The 18,476-nt window shown below is 64.7% G+C and carries 22 protein-coding genes; 6 read left to right on the top strand and 16 right to left on the bottom strand.

Features of this window, described 5'->3' with window-relative positions:
• The first annotated feature begins 246 nt into the window (after positions 1 to 246).
• From VJS90_RS17200 to VJS90_RS17190, 3 genes are all read left to right on the top strand, one after another.
• Positions 247 to 1,044, top strand: coding sequence for a transporter substrate-binding domain-containing protein (locus VJS90_RS17200; RefSeq protein WP_324123241.1), 798 nt, complete (start codon positions 247 to 249; stop codon positions 1,042 to 1,044).
• A 79-nt stretch (positions 1,045 to 1,123) separates the two neighbouring features.
• Positions 1,124 to 2,086, top strand: coding sequence for an amino acid ABC transporter permease (locus VJS90_RS17195; RefSeq protein ID WP_324122845.1), 963 nt, complete (start codon positions 1,124 to 1,126; stop codon positions 2,084 to 2,086).
• A complete protein-coding gene (locus VJS90_RS17190; protein WP_324123240.1) occupies positions 2,079 to 2,813 on the top strand; it encodes an amino acid ABC transporter ATP-binding protein in 735 nt (244 codons plus the stop codon). The genes VJS90_RS17195 and VJS90_RS17190 overlap by 8 nt, the downstream gene beginning before the upstream one ends.
• 70 nt (positions 2,814 to 2,883) lie before the next feature.
• Here VJS90_RS17190 and VJS90_RS17185 read toward each other — a convergent pair whose 3' ends face one another.
• The 9 genes from VJS90_RS17185 to ubiE all read right to left on the bottom strand — a co-directional run bounded on the left by VJS90_RS17185 (position 2,884) and on the right by ubiE (position 8,864).
• The gene (locus tag VJS90_RS17185; RefSeq protein ID WP_324122844.1) at positions 2,884 to 3,591 is read right to left on the bottom strand and encodes a 16S rRNA (uracil(1498)-N(3))-methyltransferase; all 708 of its coding nucleotides are present in this window, start codon (positions 3,589 to 3,591) and stop codon (positions 2,884 to 2,886) included.
• A complete protein-coding gene (tatC, locus tag VJS90_RS17180; RefSeq protein ID WP_324122843.1) occupies positions 3,588 to 4,373 on the bottom strand; it encodes a twin-arginine translocase subunit TatC in 786 nt (261 codons plus the stop codon). The genes VJS90_RS17185 and tatC overlap by 4 nt, the downstream gene beginning before the upstream one ends.
• Positions 4,370 to 4,741: a Sec-independent protein translocase protein TatB gene (gene tatB / locus VJS90_RS17175; protein WP_324122842.1), complete on the bottom strand. Its 372-nt coding sequence runs from the start codon at positions 4,739 to 4,741 to the stop codon at positions 4,370 to 4,372. The genes tatC and tatB overlap by 4 nt, the downstream gene beginning before the upstream one ends.
• Positions 4,742 to 4,744: 3 nt before the next feature.
• Positions 4,745 to 5,035: a twin-arginine translocase TatA/TatE family subunit gene (locus VJS90_RS17170; RefSeq protein WP_324122841.1), complete on the bottom strand. Its 291-nt coding sequence runs from the start codon at positions 5,033 to 5,035 to the stop codon at positions 4,745 to 4,747.
• A 25-nt stretch (positions 5,036 to 5,060) separates the two neighbouring features.
• Positions 5,061 to 5,396, bottom strand: coding sequence for a phosphoribosyl-ATP diphosphatase (locus tag VJS90_RS17165; RefSeq protein WP_324122840.1), 336 nt, complete (start codon positions 5,394 to 5,396; stop codon positions 5,061 to 5,063).
• Position 5,397: 1 nt separating this feature from the next.
• Complete coding sequence (hisI, locus tag VJS90_RS17160; protein ID WP_324122839.1) at positions 5,398 to 5,790, bottom strand: phosphoribosyl-AMP cyclohydrolase; 393 nt, start codon at positions 5,788 to 5,790, stop codon at positions 5,398 to 5,400.
• A gap of 70 nt (positions 5,791 to 5,860) precedes the next feature.
• Complete coding sequence (gene ubiB, locus VJS90_RS17155) at positions 5,861 to 7,468, bottom strand: ubiquinone biosynthesis regulatory protein kinase UbiB (RefSeq protein ID WP_324122838.1); 1,608 nt, start codon at positions 7,466 to 7,468, stop codon at positions 5,861 to 5,863.
• Positions 7,465 to 8,094, bottom strand: a complete 630-nt coding sequence (locus VJS90_RS17150) for a ubiquinone biosynthesis accessory factor UbiJ (RefSeq protein ID WP_324122837.1) — start codon at positions 8,092 to 8,094, stop codon at positions 7,465 to 7,467. The genes ubiB and VJS90_RS17150 overlap by 4 nt, the downstream gene beginning before the upstream one ends.
• Positions 8,094 to 8,864 (bottom strand): bifunctional demethylmenaquinone methyltransferase/2-methoxy-6-polyprenyl-1,4-benzoquinol methylase UbiE, encoded by a 771-nt coding sequence (gene ubiE / locus VJS90_RS17145; protein ID WP_324122836.1) that lies wholly within the window; start codon positions 8,862 to 8,864, stop codon positions 8,094 to 8,096. The genes VJS90_RS17150 and ubiE overlap by 1 nt, the downstream gene beginning before the upstream one ends.
• A 126-nt stretch (positions 8,865 to 8,990) precedes the next feature.
• On the opposite strand from ubiE, the gene VJS90_RS17140 reads away from it, so the two are divergent.
• The 3 genes from VJS90_RS17140 (at position 8,991) to VJS90_RS17130 (ending at position 10,547) form a co-directional block, all read left to right on the top strand.
• Positions 8,991 to 9,266: a polyhydroxyalkanoic acid system family protein gene (locus VJS90_RS17140; RefSeq protein WP_324122835.1), complete on the top strand. Its 276-nt coding sequence runs from the start codon at positions 8,991 to 8,993 to the stop codon at positions 9,264 to 9,266.
• A gap of 98 nt (positions 9,267 to 9,364) precedes the next feature.
• Positions 9,365 to 9,802 carry a phasin family protein gene (locus VJS90_RS17135; protein ID WP_324122834.1) on the top strand — a complete coding sequence of 146 codons (438 nt, stop codon included), beginning with the start codon at positions 9,365 to 9,367 and terminating at the stop codon, positions 9,800 to 9,802.
• A gap of 10 nt (positions 9,803 to 9,812) precedes the next feature.
• Positions 9,813 to 10,547, top strand: coding sequence for a phasin family protein (locus VJS90_RS17130; RefSeq protein WP_324122833.1), 735 nt, complete (start codon positions 9,813 to 9,815; stop codon positions 10,545 to 10,547).
• 122 nt (positions 10,548 to 10,669) lie between these two features.
• Here the strand turns inward: VJS90_RS17130 and VJS90_RS17125 are convergent, their stop codons facing one another.
• The 7 genes from VJS90_RS17125 to hslV all read right to left on the bottom strand — a co-directional run bounded on the left by VJS90_RS17125 (position 10,670) and on the right by hslV (position 18,332).
• Positions 10,670 to 11,284: a TetR/AcrR family transcriptional regulator gene (locus VJS90_RS17125; protein ID WP_324123239.1), complete on the bottom strand. Its 615-nt coding sequence runs from the start codon at positions 11,282 to 11,284 to the stop codon at positions 10,670 to 10,672.
• A 13-nt stretch (positions 11,285 to 11,297) separates the two neighbouring features.
• Positions 11,298 to 12,980: a class II poly(R)-hydroxyalkanoic acid synthase gene (gene phaC, locus VJS90_RS17120; protein ID WP_324122832.1), complete on the bottom strand. Its 1,683-nt coding sequence runs from the start codon at positions 12,978 to 12,980 to the stop codon at positions 11,298 to 11,300.
• A gap of 50 nt (positions 12,981 to 13,030) precedes the next feature.
• Complete coding sequence (phaZ, locus tag VJS90_RS17115) at positions 13,031 to 13,882, bottom strand: poly(3-hydroxyalkanoate) depolymerase (RefSeq protein ID WP_324122831.1); 852 nt, start codon at positions 13,880 to 13,882, stop codon at positions 13,031 to 13,033.
• A gap of 57 nt (positions 13,883 to 13,939) precedes the next feature.
• Positions 13,940 to 15,619 carry a class II poly(R)-hydroxyalkanoic acid synthase gene (phaC, locus tag VJS90_RS17110; protein WP_324122830.1) on the bottom strand — a complete coding sequence of 560 codons (1,680 nt, stop codon included), beginning with the start codon at positions 15,617 to 15,619 and terminating at the stop codon, positions 13,940 to 13,942.
• Between the two features lie 295 nt (positions 15,620 to 15,914).
• Positions 15,915 to 16,292: a DUF971 domain-containing protein gene (locus VJS90_RS17105; protein ID WP_324122829.1), complete on the bottom strand. Its 378-nt coding sequence runs from the start codon at positions 16,290 to 16,292 to the stop codon at positions 15,915 to 15,917.
• 86 nt (positions 16,293 to 16,378) lie between these two features.
• On the bottom strand, positions 16,379 to 17,725 hold the full coding sequence (gene hslU, locus VJS90_RS17100; protein ID WP_324122828.1) for an ATP-dependent protease ATPase subunit HslU: 1,347 nt from the start codon (positions 17,723 to 17,725) through the stop codon (positions 16,379 to 16,381).
• Positions 17,726 to 17,801: 76 nt separating this feature from the next.
• A complete protein-coding gene (gene hslV, locus VJS90_RS17095; protein WP_324122827.1) occupies positions 17,802 to 18,332 on the bottom strand; it encodes an ATP-dependent protease subunit HslV in 531 nt (176 codons plus the stop codon).
• Between the last annotated feature and the right edge of the window lie 144 nt (positions 18,333 to 18,476).

Raw genomic sequence — 18,476 nt, 5'->3', positions numbered from 1 at the left:
GCACCCGCGGTGCATTGCGCCACCGCACTCGCAGCTTTCGCGGCCCCTGCGGGCCCGATCGCGGGACAAGCCCGCTCCCACAGGATTTGAAGCCGGGCACCTGTTCCACAGGTTTTTCTGCGTCCTCCGGCTAGGTCCCAGCCCCCGCATGCGTTAGCATCCCCTCCGATATTTCACATCGGCCGTCCGGCCGTTCGCTGCCAACAATAAAACGCGCATTCTTTCTTGTTAGGGGATCTGGTGATGATGAAGAAATACCTGTCGCGACTGCTGGTCGCTGCCACCGCGCTGGTCGCGGTGAGCGCCGCCCAGGCGGGCGCCATCGATGACGCAGTCAAGCGCGGCACGCTGCGGGTGGGCATGGACCCGACCTACATGCCGTTCGAGATGACCAACAAGCGTGGCGAGATTATTGGCTTCGAGGTCGATATCCTCAAGGCCATGGCCAAGTCCATGGGCGTCAAGCTCGAGACCGTCTCCACCGCCTATGACGGGATCATTCCCGCCCTGCTGACCGACAAGTTCGACTTCATCGGCAGCGGCATGACCCTGACCCAGGAACGCAACCTGCGCCTGAACTTCAGCGAACCGTTCATCGTGGTCGGCCAGACCCTGCTGATCCGCAAGGAGCTGGCAGGCGAGATCAAGTCGTACAAGGACCTGAACAGCGACAAGTACCGCATCACCTCCAAGCTGGGCACCACCGGCGAGATGGTCGCCAAGAAGCTGATCAGCAAAGCCAAGTACCACGGCTACGACAACGAGCAGGAAGCGGTCATGGACGTGGTCAACGGCAAGGCCGACGCCTTCGTCTACGATGCCCCCTACAACGTGGTCGCGGTGAACAAGGCCGGCGCTGGCAAGCTGCTTTACCTGGATGAGCCGTTCACCTACGAGCCGCTGGCGTTCGGCCTGAAGAAGGGCGACTACGACAGCATCAACTACATCAACAACTTCCTGCACCAGATCAAGCACGACGGTACCTACGATCGAATCCACGACAAGTGGTTCAAGAGCACCGACTGGCTGAAGGAAATGGAATAAAGGCTTCAGGCCCACGCCTAGGCTTTGACCCCGACGCGCAGGCCAACCCTGCGCGTTCGCATTTACGGAACTACCCGACGTGATCAAACACAAGAAAGCCCAGTGGCCCTGGCATGGGCTGACGGCCCTGGTCCTGGTGGGCCTGGCGCTGAGCCTGTACTTCGCCACCTCGATGATCTCCTACGAGTGGCGCTGGAACCGCGTTCCACAATACTTCGCCTATCAGGCCGAGGAAGCCCAGCGCGCCGCCGGCTACGGCACGGTGCAGGACATCGTCGGCCAAGGCGACATGGCTCGCGTCACCCTGCGTGACGAAGACGGCGCCGAGCAGGTGCTCGAGGTCGCGCAGAACAGCCTGCAGATGAGCAAGGGCGACGATGTCGCCGAAGGCGATGTGGTGGGCGTGACCCGGCATTGGGCCGCGGGGCCGCTGGCCTGGGGGCTGTGGACCACGTTGTGGCTGTCGGTGGTGTCGGGTGCCTTTGGCCTGGTGATCGGCCTGTGCGCCGGGCTGTGCCGGCTGTCGAACAACCCGACGGTGCGTGACCTCTCGACGGTCTATGTCGAGCTGGTGCGCGGCACGCCGCTGCTGGTGCAGATATTCATTTTCTACTTCTTCATCGGCACCGTGCTGAACCTGTCCCGCGAGTTCGCGGGCGTCGCGGCGCTGGCGCTGTTCACCGGCGCCTATGTCGCCGAGATCGTGCGCGCGGGGGTGCAGTCGATCGCCAAGGGGCAGGGCGAGGCGGCCCGTTCGCTGGGACTCAACAGCAGCCAGTCGATGCGACACGTGATCCTGCCGCAGGCGTTCAAGCGCGTGCTGCCGCCGTTGGCGGGCCAGTTCATCAGCCTGGTCAAGGACACCTCGCTGGTGTCGGTGATCGCCATCACCGAACTCACCAAGAGCGGCCGCGAGGCCATCACCACCTCGTTCTCGACGTTCGAGATCTGGTTCTGCGTGGCAGGCCTGTACCTGCTGATCAACCTGCCGCTGTCGCACATCGCCAGCCGGCTCGAGCGGAGGCTTGCGCAAAGTGATTGAAGTCCGTGACCTGCTGAAAGTCTTTGATACCCGCGGCCAGGTCGTGCGCGCGGTCGACAACGTCACCACGCGCGTGGCCAGGGCCGAGGTGGTGGTGGTACTGGGCCCGTCGGGCTCGGGCAAGTCGACCTTCCTGCGCTGCCTCAACGGCCTGGAGCATTTCGATGCGGGGCATGTCTCCATAGACGGCCTGCAGCTCGATGACCCGAAAACCGACATCAACGCCTACCGCCGTGAAGTCGGCATGGTGTTCCAGCACTTCAACCTGTTCCCGCACATGACCGTGCTGGAAAACCTGTGCCTGGCGCAGAAAGTGGTGCGCAAGCGCGGCAAGGCCGAGCGCGAGGCCAAGGCCCGTGCGCTGCTGGAGAAGGTCGGCATCAGCCAGAAGGCCAACGAATATCCCTCGCGCCTCTCAGGCGGTCAGCAGCAGCGCGTGGCCATCGCCCGGGCGCTGGCGATGGACCCCAAGGTCATGTTGTTCGATGAGCCAACCTCGGCGCTCGACCCGGAGATGGTCGGCGAGGTGCTGGACGTGATGAAGACCCTGGCCCAGGAAGGCATGACCATGGTCTGCGTGACTCACGAAATGGGCTTCGCCCGCGAAGTGGCCGACCGGGTGCTGTTCTTCGATCATGGCAAGCTGCTCGAGGACGCCTCGCCAAAGGCGTTTTTCGCCGCGCCAAAGGATCCCCGTGCCCAGGCGTTCCTGCGCCAGGTGCTCTGATCGAGGTTGGCCGATGCACTGCTGACACCTGTGGCAACTGGCGAGCCAGCTGCCACAAGCGCCGATCGTCCTAGAAGATCCGTGACAGCAGCGCGGTCACCGCAGTCTCGACCCGCAGGATGCGATCGCCGAGCTGCACGGGGGCAAGCCCTGCCTTGGCCAGCAGGTCGACTTCATACGCAATCCAGCCACCCTCAGGCCCGATCGCCAGGGTGACCGGCTCATCCACCGCGCGAGGGCAGGCGGGGAAGGGGCCAGGATGGCCGACCAGGCCAAGCGTGCCTTCGGCGATGGCAGGCAGGCGGTCTTCGACAAATGGCTTGAAGCGCTTCTCGATGACGACCTCAGGCAGTATCGTGTCGCGCCCTTGCTCCAGGCCCAGCACCAGTTGCTCGCGAATGGCCTCCGGGGTGAGGAAAGGCGTCTGCCAGAAGCTTTTCTCGACCCGATAGCTGTTGACCAGTATCAGGCGCGGCACGCCCAGGGTCGCGATGGTCTGGAACACCCGGCGCAGCATCTTCGGACGCGGCAGGGCCAGGACCAGGGTCAGGGGCAGCTTGGCAGGCGGCGGCTGGTCGAAGGCCACCTCGAGCTCGGCCTCATGGCCCTCCAGGCGGATCACCGTCGCCTTGCCCATCAAGCCACCCAGGCGCCCGACCCGCAGGCTGTCACCCACCGCCACGCGATGGATCTCCTGCATGTGGGTAAAGCGGCGGTCGGCCAGCACCACACGGTCGGCCGCGATGAAATCGGCCTCCTCTAGCAGCAGCAGGTTCACGGTTGGGTCGCGGGCGGCTGGTCGTCGTGGTCAGCGCTGTCATGTGACTCGCTGCGCTTGCGGATCAGGCCGCCGAACAGCACGCCGATCTCGAACAGCAGCCACATGGGCACGGCCAGCAGGGTCTGCGAGAAAATGTCGGGCGGGGTCAGGACCATGCCGACCACGAAGCAGCCGATGATCACGTAGGGACGGATCTTCTTCAGGTACTTCACATCGACCACGCCGATCCACACCAGCAGCACCACCGCCACCGGGATCTCGAACGCCACGCCAAAGGCGAAGAACAGCGTCATGACGAAGTCCAGGTAGCTGGCGATGTCCGTCATCATCGAAACACCCTCGGGCGTCGCGCTGGCGAAGAAGCCGAAGATCAGCGGAAACACCAGGAAATACGCGAACGCCATGCCTGCGTAGAACAGGATGATGCTGGAGACCAGCAGCGGAATCGCGATGCGCTTTTCGTGACGGTACAGTCCAGGTGCGATGAAGCCCCAGATCTGCTGCAGGATGACCGGCATGGCCAGGAACAGCGAGACGATCATGGTCAGCTTGAACGGCGTCAGGAACGGCGAGGCCACATCGGTGGCGATCATCGTCGCATTGGCCGGCAGGTGCTCGCGCAGTGGCTGGGACACCAGGGTGTAGATCTGCTGCGCGAAGGCAAAGAGCCCGATGAAGATCAGGAAGATGGCGGCCACGCAGCGCAACAGGCGGGTGCGCAGCTCGGTCAGGTGCGAGACCAGCGGCATCGGCTGGTCGTGTTCCGGGATTTCGCTCATGGGGCTCTTGGCGGTTGTGGCGGCTCGGGGGCAACGGCAGGCGAGGCTGCCGGCGTGCTGCTGGTGGTTTCAACCGCAGCAGGCGTTGTCGGCGCCGGATTGGCTGGGTTGGCTGGCGTGGCCTGAGGATCCAGGATGCGCCGCGCTTCCTGTTCCATGGACAGGATGTGCTCGTTGTGCAGCTGGCGACGGATGTCATCGGCGCCGATTTCACGCTCGATTTCGGTCTTGATGCTGTTGAAGCTGCGCTTGAGCCGGCCGACCCACAGGCCTGCGGTCCGTGCGGCGCCCGGCAGGCGCTCGGGACCGAGCACCAGCAGGGCGACCAGGCCGACGAGCAACAGCTCGCTGAAGCTGATCCCGAACATGGATCAGTCCTTCCGGAGCGGGTCTTGGACCGGCGTCGCCTGGCCGTCGATGGTGTGCGGCTGGTTCAGCGGCGCGGTGTTCTGGGCCTGGGGCTGGGCATGCACAGGCGGCACGGGCTGGGCCGGCGGCGTGGTCGGCTCGGCAGGCTTGGCCTCCTCGTCGCTCATGGCCTTGCGAAAGCCCTTGATCGATTCGCCCAGGTCACCACCGAGGTTTTTCAGTTTCTTGGTGCCGAAGACCAGGACGACGACGACCAGCAGGACGATCCAGTGTTTCCAGTCAAAAATACCCATGATGCTTTCCTCTATGTCTGAACCGTCACGCCGATGGCTGGCGTGCGGCTTTTTCGTCGTGGCCGGAGAGGCCGAAGCGGCGCTCGAGCTCATCGAGCACGGCTTGTGGATGCTGGCCCAGCGCGCTGAGCATGACCAGGCTATGGAACCAGAGGTCGGCGGTCTCGTAGATGACGTCGCTGCAGTCGCCACTGTGGGCGGCATCCTTGGCGGCGATGATGGTCTCGACCGATTCCTCGCCAAGCTTTTCGAGAATCTTGTTCAGGCCCTTGTGGTACAGGCTGGCCACGTAGGAAGTATCGGGCGCCGCGTTCTTGCGGCCTTCGAGCACTTCGGCGAGGCGGGTGAGTGTGTCGGTCATGTCAGTGTCCTGCGCTGTAGATGGCATCCGGGTCCTTGAGGACCGGGTCGACGGTGTGCCACTGGCCGTTTTCGTATACACGGTAGAAGCAGCTTTCGCGGCCGGTATGGCAGGCGATATGACCCAGTTGCTCGACCATCAGGATGATCACGTCGGCATCGCAGTCCAGGCGCATTTCGTGCAGCTTCTGCACATGGCCCGATTCCTCGCCCTTGCGCCACAGCTTGCCTCGCGAGCGCGACCAGTAGATGGCGCGTTGCTCGGCGGCCGTCAGGGCCAGGGATTCGCGGTTCATCCAGGCCATCATCAGTACGCGCCCGGTCTTGTGGTCCTGGGCGATGGCCGGTACCAGGCCATCGCTGTTCCACTTGATCTCGTCCAGCCAGTCTTTCATTGTCGACTCCAAACTCGGGCCCTGGTCTGCCGGGCCCTTGCGCTAGTGTGCCAGCCAGCCGCGCGGCTGGCTATCGGCGCACGATCAGGTAAAGCCCTGCCGCGAGCATCAACCACGCAGGCCAGGCAGCCGGCGCGCTGAGGCTGGCGGCGGCGGTGGCCAGTGTCGCGCCACCCGCCAGCAGGCTGCCGCCCAGCAGGCGCAGGGCCCAGCCGTCGTGGTCCCGGCGCCGCGGCATCTCGGGATCGTTCAGGTGGGGCTGCGAGAGGCGTTCGAGCAGATCGCGGGTCATGCCGGCCAGGTGCGGCAGTTGCTCGACCTGGCTGTGCAGGTTGCCCAGCACCGTGCGCGGGCTCATGCGCTCGCGCATCCAGCGCTCGAGGAACGGCTGCGCGGTGCTCCACAGGTCGAGGTCCGGATACAGCTGGCGGCCCAGGCCCTCGATGTTGAGCAGGGTCTTCTGCAGCAGCACCAGCTGCGGCTGGACCTCCATGTTGAAGCGCCGTGCCGTCTGGAACAGGCGCATCAGCACCTGGCCGAAGGAAATGTCCTTGAGCGGCTTCTCGAAGATCGGCTCGCACACCGTGCGGATGGCCGCCTCGAATTCGTTGAGCTTGGTCTGTGCCGGCACCCAGCCTGAGTCGATGTGCAGCTGGGCGACGCGCCGGTAGTCGCGCTTGAAGAAGGCGAACAGGTTGCGCGCCAGGTAGTCCTGGTCCTCGGGGGTGAGGCTGCCGACGATACCGCAGTCGATGGCGATGTACCGCGGGCTCCAGGGACGGACGGTGCTGACGAAGATGTTGCCCGGGTGCATGTCGGCATGGAAGAAGCTGTCGCGGAACACCTGGGTGAAGAACAGCTCCACCCCACGCTCGGCGAGCATCTTCATGTCGGTGCGCTGGTCGGCCAGCGCGGCCAGGTCGGTCACCGGCACGCCGTAGATGCGCTCCATCACCAGCACCTTGGGCCGGCACAGGTCCCAGTACACCTGGGGCACGTAGAGCATGTCCGAGCCTTCGAAGTTGCGCCGCAGCTGGCTGGAGTTGGCCGCCTCGCGCAGCAGGTCGAGCTCGTCGAAGATAGTCTTCTCGTAATCCTTCACCACCTCGACCGGGTGCAGCAGGCGAGCATCGGCCGAAACCCGCTCGGCGCCCTTGGCGATCAGGAACAGCCAGGCCAGGTCCTGGGCGATCACCGGCTTCAGGCCGGGACGCACCACCTTGACCACCACCTCTTCGCCGGTCTTGAGGCGGGCGCCATGCACCTGCGCCACGGAGGCCGATGCCAAGGGCTCGACGTCGAAGCGGCTGAATACCTCGCCGACGGTCGCGCCGAGCTGCTCCTCGATCAGCGCCACGGCTTTTTTCGGGTCGAACGGCGGCACCCGGTCCTGCAGCAGCATCAGCTCATCGGCGATGTCGGTGGGCAGCAGGTCGCGGCGGGTCGAGAGGAGCTGGCCGAACTTGATGAAGATCGGCCCCAGGTCTTGCAGGGCCAGGCGCAAGCGGGCGCCGCGGTTGAGCGCGGAGGGCTTGCGCGGCAGCCAGCGCCACGGCATGACCAGGCGCAGGCTCCTCAGCCACCAGGGCAGGGGCAGATCGAACAGCAGGTCATCGAGACGGTAGCGAATCACGACGCGCTGGATGCGCAACAGACGGCGGACGGCGAGCAGCTTCATGCGTTATCGCTGGTATCAAGGGATCGGGATCGGGCAAGGCGCTGGACGCGCGCCTCGAGGCGTTCAATGTCGAGTTTCAGCGAGTCGAGCTCGCGAAAGGCCGCTTCGGCCTCGCGCTGGCCGACCAGGGTGCGGGCTTCTTCGGCAAGGTATTCGGACAGGTTGACGCTGAAACGCGCCAGGCCTTCGCGGGTCCAGCGCGCACGCAGGCGCAGGTGGCCGGCGAGCAGGGCGGTGGGCACCGGGCCCAGCCAGCGCGACAGCTCGTATTCCCAGTCCAGTTCCAGGTCCTGGAGGATGCCGAACAGGTCCAGCAGCACCGCGCTGTCGCCATGCAGTTCGACCTGCGGGCTGTGCAGCACGGCATTCTTGTCGCCGGCGAACGCCAGTCGCACCAGGCTGCCCGCTGGCGCGCGCAAGGTGCAATCGACTTCGCCTTCCCAGTGGGCGGCGAGCATCAGGCCTTCTTCATCGGGCAGGATGAACACCGAGAGCGACGGCTGGCGGCAGTCGATGGCAATCACCTTGCCCTCCAGCGCGGCCAGGCGCGGCAGTGCCGTGCTGTCCATGCGCAGCACACGGTTGAGCCCGTGTTCGACGCTTGCGAGAAGGCCGGCAAGCAGCATCAGGGCTTGATTCCCCGGTGCAGCGCGACGATGCCGCTGGTCATGTTGTGGTAGGTGACGCGGTCGAAGCCGGCCTGGACCATCATGGCCTTGAGGGTTTCCTGGTCGGGGTGCATGCGGATCGACTCGGCCAGGTAACGGTAGCTTTCCGAGTCGTTGGTGATCAGCTTGCCGGCCAGGGGCATGAAGGCGAACGAGTAGGCGTCGTAGGCCTTGGACATGAAGGTGTTGGTCGGCTTGGAGAACTCCAGCACCAGCAGGCGCCCGCCTGGCTTGAGCACGCGCAGCATCGAGCGCAGGGCGTCTTCCTTGTGGGTGACGTTGCGCAGGCCGAAGGCAATGGTCACGCAGTCGAAGTGGTTGTCCGGGAAGGGCAGCTTTTCGGCGTCGGCCTGGACGAACTCGATATTGCCCGCCACGCCGCGGTCGAGCAGGCGGTCGCGGCCGACCTTGAGCATCGAATCATTGATGTCGGCCAGCACCACCTGGCCGGTCGGGCCCACCAGGCGCGAGAACTTGGCCGCCAGGTCACCCGTGCCACCTGCGATGTCCAGCACCCGGTTGCCGCTGCGCACACCGGAAAGCTCGATGGTGAAGCGCTTCCACAGCCGGTGCATGCCGCCGGAGAGGACATCGTTCATCAGGTCGTACTTGGCGGCCACCGAGTGGAAGACCTCGGCGACTTTTGCCGCCTTTTCGCTTTCACGAACGTTCTTGTAGCCGAAATGGGTGGTGGGTTCGGCCTGGTCGCCTTTGCGCTGATCGTTCATTTCGCTTCACCGGGAAAAAATTACCGCCATTCTAGCGGTGAACGGGCGGATTTGTCTTGGCGGGGTGTGTCGCCGGGCGGGCGCGGGCATAATGTGCGCATTGTCTTTGATTCCAGGATTGCCCCCATGACCCAGATCAGCGTGGAACGTAAACACAACCTCGGCCGCGAGGCCGCGCGCGCCAAGGCCGAGTCGCTGGTCGAGAAGCTCTCGCGCGAATACGACCTCAAGGCCGAGTGGCAGGGCGACCGCGTCGACGTCTCGCGCAGCGGCGCCAAGGGCAGCGTGCTGATCGGTGACGACAGCATCCGCGTCGAGCTCAAGCTGGGGATGATGCTGTCGATGATGAGCGGCAGCATCCAGAGCGGCATCGAGCGCGCGCTCGACAAGGCGCTGGCCTGACCGTTCACGCTGCACGCTGCTCTTAGGGTGTGCATTCTAATTTTTCGTCCTACCTTGATGCTCAGCCCGACATTCCCTATGAGCGTGAGGTGTAGAGCATGGCCAGAGTGACCCTAAAGAAGAAAGTCGATGCCGCCCAGGCCGGTGCCCTGGGTGAGGTGCGCGGCTACGCGCGCAGGATCTGGCTCGCGGGCCTGGGTGCCTACACCCGCGTCGGCGAGGAAAGCTCGGAGTATTTCAAGGAGCTGGTCAAGGCTGGCGAGGTCGTTGAAAAGCGTGGCGAGGAGCGTCTCGAGGAGGTCGTCGACCAAGGTCTCGACGCCGCCAACAGCCAGCTCGACGAGGCCGAGCGTGAGCTCAAGGTGGTCCGCAGCCGCTTCGAGGTTCGCCTCGACAAGATCGAGAGAGCATTCGATGCGCGCGTCGGCAGAGCCTTGAACCGCATCGGTATTCCGTCTAAACATGACGTTGAGGCATTGTCCATCAAGCTCGAAGAGCTGACGGCGTTGCTTGAACGCGTGGCTCGCAAACAATAAGGAGAGCAGGATGGCTGGCAAGAAGAACACCGAGAAGGAAGGTAGCTCCTGGGTCGGCGGGATCGAAAAGTACTCCCGCAAGATCTGGCTGGCTGGCCTTGGCATCTACTCCAAGATCGATGAGGACGGCAGCAAGCTGTTCGACTCCCTGGTGAAGGACGGCGAGAAGGCGGAAAAGCAGGCCAAGAATGCCGCCGAGTCCGCCAAGGACACTGCCCGTGCGGGCACCTCGCGCGTCAGTGAGGTCAAGGAGCGGGCGCTGGGCAAGTGGGGCGAGCTCGAGGAGGCCTTCGACAAGCGTCTGAACAGTGCGATCTCGCGTCTGGGCGTGCCTAGCCGCAACGAGATCAAAGCCCTGCACCAGCAGGTCGATACCCTCACCAAGCAGATCGAGCGGCTGACTGGCGCCTCGGTCAAGCCGGTATCGTCCAGGTCCGTCGCGGCCAGCAAGGCCACCGCCACCCGCAGCACCGCCAAGCCACTGGCCAAGGCCGTGACCAAACCTGCGGAAAAAGCAGTGTCCGCGGCCAAGTCCGCGACCACCAAGGCGGCCGCGAAGACCGCTGCCGCAAAACCTGCGGCGGCCAAAAAGCCTGCGGCACCGCGCAAGCCTGCGGTGAAAAAGGCCCCGGCCAAGTCCGAAGCCCCCGCTTCGAGCGCGGCCTCGTCGGGCAATTCGGGCTCGAACAGTGCATCGTCCAGTGCACCGGCGTCGGAGTCGGCGGGTCAAGCCAGCCAGGCTTGATATTCCCCCGAGCCGATTGCGGCAAGCCTCTCCTGCACGACCCCTGCAGGAGCTGGCTTGCCGCGGTGCCGGACTGCGCGATTGGCGCGCGAAGCGGCCCCGGAACCAGTGCTGTACCCGCCTTATCCCTCGAGATACCTGACTGCCATCTCTTCCGCCGCCTGGCGTGACGGCTGGTGCAGATGCGGCGCCACCAGCATCATCACCTGGTAGACCACCACCCCCACGTCGCCCTGGCGCGCCAGCACGCGCTGGTAATCCAGCGAGAACAGCAAGGTCAGTGTGATCTGTTCGACCAGCTGGCCCAACGCCTGGGTATCGCTCTGCACCTGCCCCTGCGCCTTGAGGCTGGCGAGCAGCGCGGCCAGGGTGCGCTTGACGGCATTGATCAGGTTGCGCACGCCACGGGCCAGCTTGGGCAAGCGTCCGGTGAGGTTCGACAGGTCCTGGAACAAGAACCGGTACTGTGACATGCGCTCGACGATCAGGTGCAGGAACAGCCAGTAGTCCTCGGCATCCAGGCGCACGTCCAGGGGCGGATCGAGCAGCGGTAGCAGCGCTTCCTCGAAACGCTCGAACAGACCCAGCACCACCGGCTCCTTGCCATGGAAGTGGTAGTACAGGTTGCCAGGACTGATCCCCAGCTCGTTGGCGATCTCCAGGGTCGACACATTCGGCTCGCCCTGCTCGTTGAACAGCTGCAGCGCGCAATCGAGGATGCGGTCGCGGGTCTTTATCCGGGCCATGCCTTCAGCGGACCAGCACGTAGGTGCCGGGCGCGGCGTCCATCGGCGGGTACGCCTTGTTGCCCAGTTCGCTGCGAACCTCCTTCAAGGCGCCAGAACGCTGGGTGATCCATTCCAGCCACAGCGGCCACCAGCTGCCGTCGGTGCGCTTGGCATCATGGAACCAGGCGCGCGGGTCGCTGGACAGGCGCGGGTTGTCCAGGTAATACGCCTTGGGGTTGCCGGGCGGGTTGATGATGCTCTGGATGTGCCCGCTGTTGGCCAGCACGAAGCGCCGGTTGCCACCGAGCAGCAGGGCCGAGCGGTAGACCGCGTCCCACGGGGTGATGTGGTCATTGCTGCCGGCCACGGTAAAGGTGTCCAGGTCGACCCGCTGGAGGTCAATGGGTGTGCCGCAGACCTCGAGGCCGGTCGGATGGGTGAGCGGGTTGTGCTTGAAGAAGTCCAGCAGGTCGCCATGCAGGGCGGCAGGCAGGCGCGTGTGGTCGGCGTTCCAGTAGAGGATGTCGAAGGCAGGCGGCGTCTTGCCGAGCAGGTAGTTGTTGACCCAGTAGTTCCAGATCAGGTCGTTGGGGCGCATCCAGGCGAAGATCCGCGCAACCTCGCCGCCGTCGAGAACGCCGCGCTGGTACGAGCGGCGCTTGGCCGCCTCGACCGTCTGCTCGTCGGCGAACAGGCTGGCGGGGCTTTCGAACTGGCTGTCGAGCAGGCTCACCAGGTAGGTCGCGCTGCGTACCCTGCGCAGCTGGTGCTTGGCCTGCAGGTGCCCTTGCAGCGCCGCCATGGTCAGGCCCCCGGCGCATGCGCCCAGCAGGTTGGGGTCACGGCTGCCGGTGATGCTGCGGCAGGCATTGAGGGCTTCCTCCAGTGCCTGCACGTAGCTCGACAGGCCCCACTCGCGGTGACGCGGCTCGGGGTTGCGCCAGCTGACCATGAACACCTGCAGACCGTTCTTGAGCATGTACTGGACATAGCTGTTGGTCGGCCGGAGGTCGAAGATGTAGTACTTGTTGATTTGCGGCGGTACCACGATCAGTGGCCGGGCGTGCTGGCGCTCGCTCATCGGCCGGTACTGGATCAGCTCCAGCAGGTCGTTGCGAAACACCACGGCGCCCGGCGTCGAGGCCAGGGTCTCACCCACCGTGAACGCCTGCGGATCGACCTGGCGTGGCAAGCCATCGTTGTGCCGCAGGTCGTCGAGCAGATGACCCACGCCACGCACCAGGCTCATCCCGCCGGTGTTGAGCAGCTCCTTGACCGCCAGCGGATTGAGCAGTGAATTGCTCGGTGCCAGCGCGTCATTGAGCAGGTTGACCACGAACTGCGCGCGGGCCCGGTCGTCTGGCGACAGCTGGCTTTCCTCGATCCACAGGCGGCTCTGCTTCTGCCAGGCCAGGTACGCCTGCAGGCCGCGCCGGTAGAACGGGTTCTGGCTCCAGGTCGGGTCCTGGAAGCGGTTGTCACGCGCGTGCGGCTGGTAGGGCGTGTCGCCGAGCATCACGCGGCCCAGCTGGCCACCGAGCGCGAGCATGTGCCGCGCCGTGTGCAAGGGGTTGAGCATCCCGTGGCGGCCGACCTGGCGCAGGGTCGAGATCAGGTCGCGGCCGCGCAGCCCGGTGATCGCGTTCTGCACGTTCATGGTCATGTCCGGGGCGGCGCGTGCCCCTTTCACCGGTCTATCGTTCATCAGGCAACACTCCCTCGTCTGGCCCTCTCCACGATCGGATCACTCTGGCATCAGCCACCCGTGGCTGGCCGCGGGTGCATGACCGCGCGTTGGCGCTCTTGCTGGAGGAACTTCATGATGATCGGAGCGACGGCCTCGGCCCGGGTAATCAGAAACAGGTGGCCGTCGTCGATTATGTGTAGCTGGGCATTGGGAATTCGCCAAGCCAGCAGGCGCATGTTGATCAGCGGGATCAGCGGGTCGTCGTCGCCGGCCAGCACCAGGGTCGGCTGGTTGATCTTGTGCAGCCAGTGGATGCTGGTCCAGCCCAGCCCGGCGAACAGCTGCCAGTAGTAGCCCAGCTTGCCGCCCGAACGCACCTTGGCCGCGTGCGACAGGGCCAGATCCGGATCGCGTCGAAAGCCGCCGCCGTAGATCTCCGGGGCGATGCGAATGACATGTGAGGGCTGCACGTAGCGCCGGGGGCTGGCCATCATCCACAGCACCCTGGGCTTGCCCGGTACCATGAACGCCCCGGCCGCGGTCGCGGCGAGCACCAGCTTGCGGCAGCGCTCGGGGTAGTCGAAGGCGAACTGCTGGGCCAGCGCGCCACCCCAGGAAACGCCGATCGCATTCACCTGGCCATAGTCGAGGTAGTCGAGCATGCGTGCGGTCAGCTTGGCCAGGCCCGGAAACCGGTAGGGTTGCCTGGGGGTGGAAGAACCACCGACACCAGGGACGTCGAAGGCGATCACTTCAAGGTCCGGGTCGAGGGCTTCGATGAACGGGTAGACCAGCTCCAGGTTGGCGCCGATGCCATTGAAGATCAGCAGAGGCGTCAGATGCGGCTTGCCGGGCCGGACGGCGGTGCGGATGGACTGGCCATCCAGCTCGACGGTCCTGAGAATGTACGGATGCGGCATGCGCAAAACCCTGTGGTGGATAAGTCGCCGTGGAGGCAGGCCGCCACGGCGTGACACTCAACGCTCGTGAACGTAAGTTCCTGGTGCAGCCTCGCCGGCCGCATAGGCACGATTGCCCAGGCGAGTCGGAGCTTTCTTCATCTCGCCGGCCCGCTCGCCCAGCCAGGCATGCCAGTGCAGCCACCAGGAGTCGGTGTGCTTGATGGCGTTTTCCTGCCAGGCCAGCGGGTCGGCGGGTTGCTCGGTGCCCGTCATGTAGCGGCCCTTCGGGTTGCCGGGGGGATTGAGGATGCTCTGGATGTGCCCGCTGTTGGACAGCACGAACTCGACCTTGCCACCGAACAGGTGCGCCGATCGGTAGCACGATTGCCACGGCGTGATGTGGTCGGCGGTGCCGGCGACGCTGTAGATGTCACAGGTCACGTTCTTCAGGTCGATGGAGGTGCCGCTGACTTCGAGGGCATTGGAGCGGGTCAGCGGATTGTTCTTGAACATCTCGATCAGGTCGCCGTGGAAGGCGGCCGGCAGGCGCGTGGTGTCGTTGTTCCAGAACAGGATGTCGAACACCGGCGGCTCGTTGCCAAGCAGGTAGTTGTTGACCCAGTAGTTCCAGATCAGGTCGTTGGGCCGCATCCAGGCGAACACCTTGGCCATCTCGCTGCCTTCGAGCACGCCGGCCTGGTAGGAATGGCGCTTGGCTGTCTCCAGGGTCTGCTCGTCGACAAACAGCGCGACCTGGGTGTCGACCGTGGTGTCGAGCACGCTGACCAGCAAGGTCAGCGCATTGACCTTGGTTTCGCCGAGGGCGGCGTAGTGCCCCACCAGGGCGGTGCAGGTGATGCCGCCCGAGCAGGCGCCGAGCATGTTCAGGTCCTTGCTGCCGGTGATCGACAGCACGGCATCGACGGCTTCCTTGAGCGCGTCGATGTAGGTCGACAGGCCCCACTCGCGCTGCGCCTTGGTCGGGTTGCGCCAGCTGATGATGAAGGTCTGCTGGTTGGAGCGAAGGCAGTGGCGCGCCAGGCTCTTGTCCGGGCTCAGGTCGAAGACGTAGAACTTGTTGATCTGCGGCGGCACCACCAGCAGCGGGCGTTGGTACACCTGCTCGGTGATCGGCCGGTACTGGATCAGCTCGAGCACATCGTTGCGGTACACCACGGCGCCTTCGCTGGTGCCCAGGTTCTTGCCGACCTCGAAGGCGTCCATGTTGACCTGGCTGGGCATGCCGCCGTTGTTGACCACGTCCTTGGCAAGGTTGGCCAGGCCGTCGAGCAGGCTCTTGCCGCCGGTCTCGAAGAAGCGCTTGACCGCTGCGGGGTTGGCCGCGGTGTTGGTCGGCGCCATCGCCTCGGTCATCAGGTTGATGACGAAGTGCCCGCGATTGATGTCCTGTTCCGACAGGTTGCTGCTGCCGATCCAGTCGTGCAGTTCCTTGCGCCAGGCAAGGTAGGTCTGCAGGTAGCGGCGGTACAGCGGGTTCTGGCTCCAGGCCGGATCGTTGAAGCGCCGGTCATCGCTCTCCGGCGCCAGGCCCGACTTGCCCAGCAGGACGTTTTTCAGTTCCAGACCAAAATGCGCCACATGCTTGGCGCTGTGCAGCGGCTGGCGGATCGCCTGGCGCAGCACGGTGCGCGCCGAGGTCAGCAGATCCTTGCGACGGATGCCGATGACCGGGTTCAGGCCCAGGGTATTCTCCGAGGCCTGGCGCTGCAGCTCATCGTTGTTCTTGTTGCTCATCTACGACGCTCCATTGTCCTGAGACGAGTACCGGCGCTGTGTTGCTCGACACAGGCGGATGCCCGGTACTACTGCTCGGGTGACCAGTGATAACGAACAGCGGCGCTGCGACCGGACGCCCATGCCGGCCCGGCTCCGCCCGCGCTTGAAACCGTGGAAACGAGGCAGGAAACTTGCCAGCTCCATTGGTTACCCGACTTTCGTGTAATGCGCAAGACAGCCAGTCATTGGCCGTCAAGTCGTCATTCAAGCAGATGAGATTAGAAAATGCGCTCTAACCCGGGGAAAGCTTGTGTTAGAGCATCAGCCTTACGGCCGATTCCGCGGGGTCGCGGGATTTGCCGGCCTTGTGCAGTTCGTCGAGATACTCGCTCCACAGCGGTTGCTGGCGCAGGCACAGTTGCTCGAGGTATTCCCAGGTGAACAGGCCGCTGTCGTGGCCATCGTCGAAGGTCAGCTTGAGCGCGTACTGTCCCGCCGGCTCGACGCCGACCAGGCCAACGCCAAGCTTGCCGAACTGCAGGATCGGGTTGCCGTGTCCCTGGACCTCGGCGGAGGGGGAGTGCACGCGCAGGAATTCGGCGGGCAGGTCATAGGATTCGTCTGGGCCGTAGGTCAGGCGCAGGGTCTTGGAGGCTTTGTGCAGGTTGATGGCGGTGGGGAGTCTGGGCATGGCTTGCGGGTCTCGGCAGATAGCGGGGTACCTTGCGGCCCTTCGCGGGTTTTCCCACGAAGGGCCGCAAGGCGGCCCCATACGATCTACAGAATATACCGCGACAGGTCTTCGTTCTGCGCGAGCTCGCCGAGGTGGCTGTTGACGTACTCGGCGTCGATGCGGATCGGCGCTTCGCTGTGCGCGCTGGCCAGGTCGCCGGCACTGAACGACACCTCTTCGAGCAGGCGCTCGAGCAAGGTGTGCAGGCGGCGGGCACCGATGTTCTCGGTTTTCTCGTTGACCTGGTAGGCGATCTCGGCCAGGCGCTTGATGCCCTCTGGCGCGAACTCGATGTTCAGGCCCTCGGTCTTGAGCAGCTCGCGGTACTGCTCGGTCAGCGAGGCATGCGGCTCGCTCAGGATGCGCTCGAAGTCGCCCGGGGTCAGGGCCTTGAGCTCGACACGGATCGGCAGGCGGCCTTGCAGCTCAGGTACCAGGTCGCTCGGCTTGCTCAGGTGGAAGGCGCCGGAGGCGATGAACAGGATGTGGTCGGTCTTGACCATGCCCAGCTTGGTGTTGACAGTGCAGCCTTCGATCAGCGGCAGCAGGTCGCGCTGCACGCCTTCACGGGAGACATCGGCGCCGCCGACATTGCCGCGCTTGGCCACCTTGTCGATCTCGTCGATGAACACGATGCCGTGCTGCTCGACCGCTTCGAGTGCCTTGGCCTTGAGCTCTTCCTCGTTGACCAGGCGGCTGGCCTCTTCGTCGCGGACCATCTTCAGCGCTTCCTTGACCTTGAGCTTGCGCGCCTTGCGCTTGCCCTTGCCCATGTTGGCGAAAAGGCTCTGCAGCTGGTTGGTCATCTCTTCCATGCCAGGCGGCGCGGCGATCTCGACACCGACGGCTTCGGCCACTTCGATCTCGATTTCCTTGTCATCGAGCTGGCCTTCGCGCAGACGCTTGCGGAACAGCTGACGGGTGTTGGTATCGCTGCTGGTGGCGGCCGCTTCCTCGGTGAAGCTGCTGCTGGTGCGTGCCTGAGGCAGCAAGGCATCGAGGATACGGTCTTCGGCGGCATCTTCGGCGCGGTGGCGCACGCGGATGATCTCCTGCTCGCGAAGCATCTTGATCGACGCATCGGCCAGGTCGCGGATGATCGACTCGACGTCACGGCCGACATAGCCGACCTCGGTGAACTTGGTGGCTTCGACCTTGATGAACGGGGCATGGGCCAGCTTGGCCAGGCGCCGGGCGATCTCGGTCTTGCCGACGCCGGTGGGGCCGATCATCAGGATGTTCTTCGGGGTCACCTCGACGCGCAGCTCGGCAGGGAGCTGCATGCGCCGCCAGCGGTTGCGCAGGGCAATAGCGACGGCGCGCTTGGCGTCATCCTGGCCAATGATGTGGCGGTTGAGTTCGTGGACAATCTCGCGGGGGGTCATGGACATGGTAATGATGGTCCTCGGACGCAGTGGGTCAGCGTGGAAAAGCCCAGCCGTCGGGGCTGGGCGCCAGAACAGCTGATCACTCGGCCAGGTCCTGCTCCTCGATGGTCAGGTTGTGGTTGGTGAACACGCAGATGTCACCGGCGATATTCAGGGCGGTCTCGGCGATCTCGCGGGCCGACAGGTCGGTCTTGTCGAGCAGGGCGCGGGCAGCGGCCTGGGCGAAGGCGCCACCGGAGCCCATGGCGATCAGGCCGTCTTCGGGCTCGACCACGTCACCGTTGCCGGTGATGATCAGCGACGCGTCCTTGTTGGCCACGGCCAGCATGGCCTCGAGGCGGCTCAGGGAGCGGTCGGTACGCCACTCCTTGGCCAGCTCGACGGCGGCGCGGACCAGATGGCCCTGGTGTTTCTCCAGCTGGCCTTCGAAGCGCTCGAACAGGGTGAAGGCGTCGGCGGTGGCGCCGGCGAAGCCCGCGATGACTTGACCGTGGTACAGGCGACGGACCTTTTTGGCGTTGCCTTTCATCACGGTGTTGCCGAGGGAAACCTGGCCGTCGCCGCCCATGACGACTTTGCCGTGGCGGCGAACTGAAACGATGGTGGTCAAGGGAGAGTCTCCACGCAGCGGGGCGAAAATGCCTGATGCAGACTCATATGGGGGAGGGGGGGAAGGATTTCAACTGTTGGTGGGGTGACAGATGGATCGGTGTTGCCCCTTCGCTGGCAAGCCAGCTCCCACAGGTAAGGCGTC

This window comes from Pseudomonas sp. (assembly GCF_035277045.1).
Taxonomy (GTDB): Bacteria; Pseudomonadota; Gammaproteobacteria; order Pseudomonadales; family Pseudomonadaceae; genus Aquipseudomonas.
Note: the sequence above shows the minus strand (reverse complement) of the source record. Positions and strands in the feature narration are given on the sequence as shown.

What these genes read in the sequence shown, in the direction of transcription:
- ubiE (WP_324122836.1), bottom strand. Translation starts at nt 8,864, where the DNA reads ATGAACGATCAGCGCAAAGGCGACCAGGCCGAACCCACCACCCATTTC.
- phaC (WP_324122832.1), bottom strand. Translation starts at nt 12,980, where the DNA reads ATGAACGATAGACCGGTGAAAGGGGCACGCGCCGCCCCGGACATGACC.
- hslU (WP_324122828.1), bottom strand. Translation starts at nt 17,725, where the DNA reads ATGTCCATGACCCCCCGCGAGATTGTCCACGAACTCAACCGCCACATC.
- VJS90_RS17150 (WP_324122837.1), bottom strand. Translation starts at nt 8,094, where the DNA reads ATGCTGCTTGCCGGCCTTCTCGCAAGCGTCGAACACGGGCTCAACCGT.
- VJS90_RS17135 (WP_324122834.1), top strand. Translation starts at nt 9,365, where the DNA reads ATGGCCAGAGTGACCCTAAAGAAGAAAGTCGATGCCGCCCAGGCCGGT.
- VJS90_RS17165 (WP_324122840.1), bottom strand. Translation starts at nt 5,396, where the DNA reads ATGACCGACACACTCACCCGCCTCGCCGAAGTGCTCGAAGGCCGCAAG.
- VJS90_RS17130 (WP_324122833.1), top strand. Translation starts at nt 9,813, where the DNA reads ATGGCTGGCAAGAAGAACACCGAGAAGGAAGGTAGCTCCTGGGTCGGC.
- phaZ (WP_324122831.1), bottom strand. Translation starts at nt 13,882, where the DNA reads ATGCCGCATCCGTACATTCTCAGGACCGTCGAGCTGGATGGCCAGTCC.
- tatB (WP_324122842.1), bottom strand. Translation starts at nt 4,741, where the DNA reads ATGTTCGGGATCAGCTTCAGCGAGCTGTTGCTCGTCGGCCTGGTCGCC.
- VJS90_RS17200 (WP_324123241.1), top strand. Translation starts at nt 247, where the DNA reads ATGAAGAAATACCTGTCGCGACTGCTGGTCGCTGCCACCGCGCTGGTC.
- tatC (WP_324122843.1), bottom strand. Translation starts at nt 4,373, where the DNA reads ATGAGCGAAATCCCGGAACACGACCAGCCGATGCCGCTGGTCTCGCAC.
- VJS90_RS17105 (WP_324122829.1), bottom strand. Translation starts at nt 16,292, where the DNA reads ATGCCCAGACTCCCCACCGCCATCAACCTGCACAAAGCCTCCAAGACC.
- VJS90_RS17170 (WP_324122841.1), bottom strand. Translation starts at nt 5,035, where the DNA reads ATGGGTATTTTTGACTGGAAACACTGGATCGTCCTGCTGGTCGTCGTC.
- ubiB (WP_324122838.1), bottom strand. Translation starts at nt 7,468, where the DNA reads ATGAAGCTGCTCGCCGTCCGCCGTCTGTTGCGCATCCAGCGCGTCGTG.
- VJS90_RS17140 (WP_324122835.1), top strand. Translation starts at nt 8,991, where the DNA reads ATGACCCAGATCAGCGTGGAACGTAAACACAACCTCGGCCGCGAGGCC.
- hisI (WP_324122839.1), bottom strand. Translation starts at nt 5,790, where the DNA reads ATGAAAGACTGGCTGGACGAGATCAAGTGGAACAGCGATGGCCTGGTA.
- phaC (WP_324122830.1), bottom strand. Translation starts at nt 15,619, where the DNA reads ATGAGCAACAAGAACAACGATGAGCTGCAGCGCCAGGCCTCGGAGAAT.